This window comes from Streptobacillus felis, from assembly GCF_001559775.1.
In the GTDB taxonomy this organism is placed as follows: domain Bacteria; phylum Fusobacteriota; class Fusobacteriia; order Fusobacteriales; family Leptotrichiaceae; genus Streptobacillus; species Streptobacillus felis.
The window spans coordinates 1-4,986 of sequence record NZ_LOHX01000349.1 but is presented as its reverse complement, the minus strand read 5'-3'; the positions used below and the strand labels follow the sequence as shown (position 1 = coordinate 4,986).

Sequence of the window (4,986 nt, the reverse complement as noted above, 5' to 3'; positions counted from 1 at the left end):
ATTGAAATAAAAGGTTAAAAATTGTTAAAAAAAATGGAGGATTCTAAAAAATTTAGAATTCTCCATAATTTTTTTAGGCTATTTCGGAACAGCCCCTTTTTTATTACTATAATTTAACTAATTCTTTTGCAATATTTGCAGCTAATCTAACATTGTTGTATACTAATTGTATATTAGCATTTAATGATTTACCTGCAGTAATTTTCTTTACTTTATCTAATAAGAATGGAGTAGAATCTTTACCTTTTATTCCTGATTTTTCAGCTTCTTCTAAAGCTTCATTTATTGCATTAGTTATAGTATCAAAATCCATTGCATATTCTTCTGGGATTGGATTTGCTATTACAACTCCGCCATTTAAACACAGATCCCATTTAGTTTTTAATAATTTAGCAAATTCTTCTGGAGTTTCTATAGCATAATCTAAATTGTAGCCACTTTTAATAGTGTAGAATGCAGGTAATTCTTTAGTTTTATACCCTAATACAGGTACACCTTTTGTTTCTAAGTATTCTAAAGTTAAAGGTAAATCAAGTATTGATTTTGCTCCGGCACAAATTACAGCGACATTAGTTTGTGCTAATTCTTCTAAATCAGCAGATATATCCATAGTTACTTCAGCATTTCTATGAACACCACCTATACCTCCTGTTGCAAATATTTTAACTCCAGCTAATGCTGCAATTATCATAGTAGTTGCAACAGTAGTTGCACCATTTAAACCATTACTAACAACATATGCTAAATCACGTCTACTAACTTTTGGTACATTTAATCCTTCTTTTCCTAAAAAATTAATTTCATCTTCAGTTAAACCAACTTTTAATTTACCATTTATTATACCTATTGTAGCTGGAATTACACCATTTTCTCTAGCTATTTTTTCTACTTCTAATGCAACTTCCACATTTTGAGGATAAGGCATTCCATGTGATATTATTGTAGACTCAAGAGCTACAACAGGTTTATTGTTTTCTAAAGCTTCTTTTACTATTGGGTTAATTTCTAAATATTGTTTCATTTTTCCTCCTATAATTCTATATTAAAATATTTTTTTAGCGTAGTATTTAATAAATCTTCATTTAAATTTTGGTAACATGTACCTAAATTTGTGACGTTTATCACTGACATTGAAAGTGCAACTTTAGCAGTCTTTTCAATATCATAATCTTTTTCTATTGAATATGCTATACCAGCAGTAAATGCATCTCCAGCACCAGTAATATCAATTGCATTAATATTTGGATTGTTAATTAATCCATATTTTTTTTCATTCATATAAAAGACACCATCTTTACCTAAGGTAATAAAGATATTTTTTATTCCTTGTGATAGTAATTTTTCACATGCTAATTTCATAGAATTCTCATCTACGATTTCTATTCCAGTTAAAAATTCAGCTTCAATTTTATTAGGTTTTATAGAGTGAATTTTATTAAGAACATTTTTGATTTTTTTTGCTTTTGTAGTTGAAACTAAGTCAACTATAATTTTTTTATCGAAAGTTGAAATATATTCAATTACATCTTGACGTAGGTTAGTATCAATTACTAAAAGGTCAGAAGCTTTAATATATTTTTCCTTTTCCTTAATAAATTCTATTTTTAATTTTTCTAAAATTGACATACTTGAAATTGCTACTATCATCTCATTTTCATCATTTAATACAGATAAGTATGTAGATAAAGATTCTCCCGGAATTATTAGAGATTCTGACATATCAACATTCTTTTTTTTCATATATTCTAATAATGAAACAGAAAATTCATCATCACCTATAGGTGCTATGAATTTTGTTTTTACATTCAAATGAGATAGATTTTCAGTAATATTTCTAGCAACACCTCCAAATCCTTTTTCTATTTTTCCAGGATTTGAATCATTAAGTATGATAGAATTATATGAAAATCCTTGTATGTCTATATTTGCACCACCGATAATACAAATCATAATACACCTCTTTTTTATATATATATTTAAGTTTATCACGAATATACTACATAGTCAATTAATAAAAATATTCATTAAAATGAATAAAAAAGCTAATAAACCTTTAAAAAAATATATTAATATGATAAAATTTAAATATATTAATGTAATTGAAAGGTGATGAAAATGAAAATTGTTATAGGAAATGATCATTCAGGTGTAGATTTTAAAAATCAATTAGTAGGACATTTATTATCAAAAGGAATAGAAGTAATAAATGTAGGTACAGATAGTGTAGATTCTGTAGATTATCCAGATATTGCAAAAGAAGTTTCAAAAAAAGTTTTAGAAAAAGAGGCTAATTTCGGTATGTTGATTTGTGGTACTGGTATTGGTATTTCTATAGCAGCTAATAGAATATCTGGAATAAGAGCAGCGTTAGTTACAAATGAATTATGTGCTAGACTTTCAAGACAACATAATGATGCAAATATATTAGTACTTGGAGCAAGAGTTACAGGTATAGAACTTGCTAAATCTTGTGTAGATGCATTTTTAAGTGCTGAATTTGAAGGTGGAAGACATAGTAATAGAATTTCAAAAATTGAATGTGGATGTACAAATGGAGTGATAGAATAATGTCAACAATTTTTAAAAAAATAATAGATAAGGAAATACCAGCAAAAATAGTATATGAAGATGAAGAGTTTTTAGCTTTTGAAGATATAGCGCCTGCAGCAAAAATACATGTGTTAGTTATACCTAGAAAAGAAATTAAAAATTTAGATAATGCAACAGATGAAGATATAATTTTATTAGGTAAATTACAATTAACAATAGCAAAAATTGCTAGATTACTTGGTGTAAATGAAAGTGGATATAGAGTGGTAACAAATATTAATGCAGATGCAGGACAAACAGTATTCCATATACATTATCATATTTTAGCTGGTGAAAAGTTGGGAGTAATGGCTTGATGAAAGATGTAATAGTTAGTACAGATAATAGATATTACAAATTGATAAAAAAATTAAAAGAAAAAAAATATAGAGATGAATCAGGGGTATTTTTAGCAGAGGGAGAAAAATTTTTAGAAGAACAAAAAAATTTTTCTAAAATAATTGTTAAAGAAAGTAAATACTCATACTATGAAAGTAAATATGGGATATCTAAATTTGAAAATTTAACAGTACTTTCAGATAAATTATTTGATAGTATTAGTACTCAGGATAATAGCCAAGGTCTTATTTTTATATATTCAAAACATTCTTCTAATTTATCAGAACTAAAAGGTGATTTAATTATACTTGATGCTATACAAGATCCAGGTAATATTGGAACTATAATTAGAACTTTAGTTGCTACAGGTTATAGAACATTAATACTTACTAAATCATCAGTAGATGTTTATTCCCCTAAAGTTGTTAGAGCTACTATGGGTGGAATTTTTAATGTGAATATTATATATGAAGATAAAGAAAAAATTATAGATTTTTTAAAAAACAATAATTATAATATTATTTCGACAGCCTTAAGTAAAGAAAGTATAGATTATAGAAATGTTGAATTAATTAGTGATAAAAATGCATATATTTTTGGTAATGAAGGTGGAGGAGTATCTAATGAATTTTTAGATATATCTAATCAAAAAGCTATAATACCAATTTATGGAAATATTGAATCATTGAATGTATCTATTGCATTAGGTGTGTTTCTGTATAAGATGAGAGAAATGGATTAATACTGAATAAAAAATGTAATTTAGTTAAAAAAATATTACTTATTAAAACACAAGTATTTACTTGTGTTTTTTTACTATAATTTATTAAAATGGCAATGCAGTTAAATAACTAAGACTGAATTTTGTATTTTCATAATTGATTATTCAGTATTAATGTGTTATATTAATAGTGAAATTATTAATTTGAATATGAAAGGATGATATGAGTATGAGAGCAGTAGTAGTTAATCAAGAATCAACTGGTGTTGAAGTAGTTGAAAAAACATTAAGACCAATTAAAGCAGGAGAAGCTTTAGTTGACGTTGAATATTGTGGTGTTTGCCATACTGATTTACACGTTGCACATGGAGATTTTGGAAAAGTTTCTGGAAGAGTTTTAGGACACGAAGGAATAGGAATAGTTAGAGAAGTTGCTGAAGGAGTTACTTCATTAGTTCCTGGGGATAGAGTTTCTATCGCATGGTTCTTTGAAGGATGCGGAAGATGTGAATATTGTGTAAATGGTAATGAAACTTTATGTCAATCAGTTAAAAATGCTGGTTATTCAGCAGATGGTGGAATGGCTGAAGAATGTATAGTTACAGCTGATTATGCAGTTAAAGTTCCTGAAGGATTAGACCCAGCACAAGCAAGTTCAATTACATGTGCAGGAGTTACTACATATAAAGCAATTAAAGTAGGAAGACCTCAACCTGGTCAATGGGTTGTTATATGGGGTGCAGGAGGACTTGGAAACTTAGCTGTTCAATATGCTAAAAAAGTATTTAATACTCGTGTAATAGCAGTAGATATTAACGATGACAAATTAGCTTTAGCAAAAGAAGTTGGTGCTGATTATATAATCAACGGATTAAAAGAAGATCCAGTTAAAAAAATCATGGAATTAACTGAATTAGGAGCACATATTTCAGTTGTTACAGCTGTATCTAAAGTTGCATTTAACCAAGCAATTGATTCAGCAAGACCTGCAGGAAGAGTAGTTGCAGTTGGATTACCTTCTGAAACTATGGACGTTTCAATTGTTTCTACAGTATTAAAAGGAATTGAAATTATTGGTTCATTAGTTGGAACAAGAGAAGACTTAAAAGAAGCATTTGAATTTGGTGCAATGGGATTAGTAGTACCAGTTGTACAAACTAGACCAGTTGAAGATGCAGTTGCAATCTTTGATGAAATGGAAAGAGGAACTATCCAAGGACGTATGGTTATTGATTTTAGAAAACATAAATGCGGATGCGGATGCCAACATTAATTATAAAATAAATAATTATTAGAATAAAAGGATTATAGCTATAAGAACATGTACCAAAAAACTG

At 27.9% G+C, this 4,986-nt stretch carries 6 protein-coding genes; 4 read left to right on the top strand and 2 right to left on the bottom strand.

All coding sequences use genetic code 11. From position 1 onward, the window contains the following. Positions 1–106 precede the first annotated feature (106 nt). Together AYC60_RS08160 and AYC60_RS08155 are read right to left on the bottom strand one after the other, a co-directional pair. Positions 107–1,021, bottom strand: a complete 915-nt coding sequence (locus tag AYC60_RS08160) for a pseudouridine-5'-phosphate glycosidase (RefSeq protein ID WP_067323435.1) — start codon at positions 1,019–1,021, stop codon at positions 107–109. An 8-nt stretch (positions 1,022–1,029) separates the two neighbouring features. Further along, positions 1,030–1,950 carry a carbohydrate kinase family protein gene (locus tag AYC60_RS08155; protein WP_067323432.1) on the bottom strand — a complete coding sequence of 307 codons (921 nt, stop codon included), beginning with the start codon at positions 1,948–1,950 and terminating at the stop codon, positions 1,030–1,032. A 165-nt stretch (positions 1,951–2,115) separates the two neighbouring features. On the opposite strand from AYC60_RS08155, the gene rpiB reads away from it, so the two are divergent. The 4 genes from rpiB to adhP all read left to right on the top strand — a co-directional run bounded on the left by rpiB (position 2,116) and on the right by adhP (position 4,922). Then, on the top strand, positions 2,116–2,568 hold the full coding sequence (gene rpiB / locus AYC60_RS08150) for a ribose 5-phosphate isomerase B (RefSeq protein ID WP_067323429.1): 453 nt from the start codon (positions 2,116–2,118) through the stop codon (positions 2,566–2,568). Further along, complete coding sequence (locus AYC60_RS08145; protein WP_067323426.1) at positions 2,568–2,906, top strand: histidine triad nucleotide-binding protein; 339 nt, start codon at positions 2,568–2,570, stop codon at positions 2,904–2,906. The genes rpiB and AYC60_RS08145 overlap by 1 nt, the downstream gene beginning before the upstream one ends. Beyond that, positions 2,906–3,670, top strand: coding sequence for a TrmH family RNA methyltransferase (locus AYC60_RS08140; RefSeq protein WP_067323423.1), 765 nt, complete (start codon positions 2,906–2,908; stop codon positions 3,668–3,670). The genes AYC60_RS08145 and AYC60_RS08140 overlap by 1 nt, the downstream gene beginning before the upstream one ends. A 208-nt stretch (positions 3,671–3,878) precedes the next feature. Beyond that, the gene (gene adhP / locus AYC60_RS08135; RefSeq protein WP_067323420.1) at positions 3,879–4,922 is read left to right on the top strand and encodes an alcohol dehydrogenase AdhP; all 1,044 of its coding nucleotides are present in this window, start codon (positions 3,879–3,881) and stop codon (positions 4,920–4,922) included. The last annotated feature ends 64 nt before the right edge of the window (positions 4,923–4,986 follow it).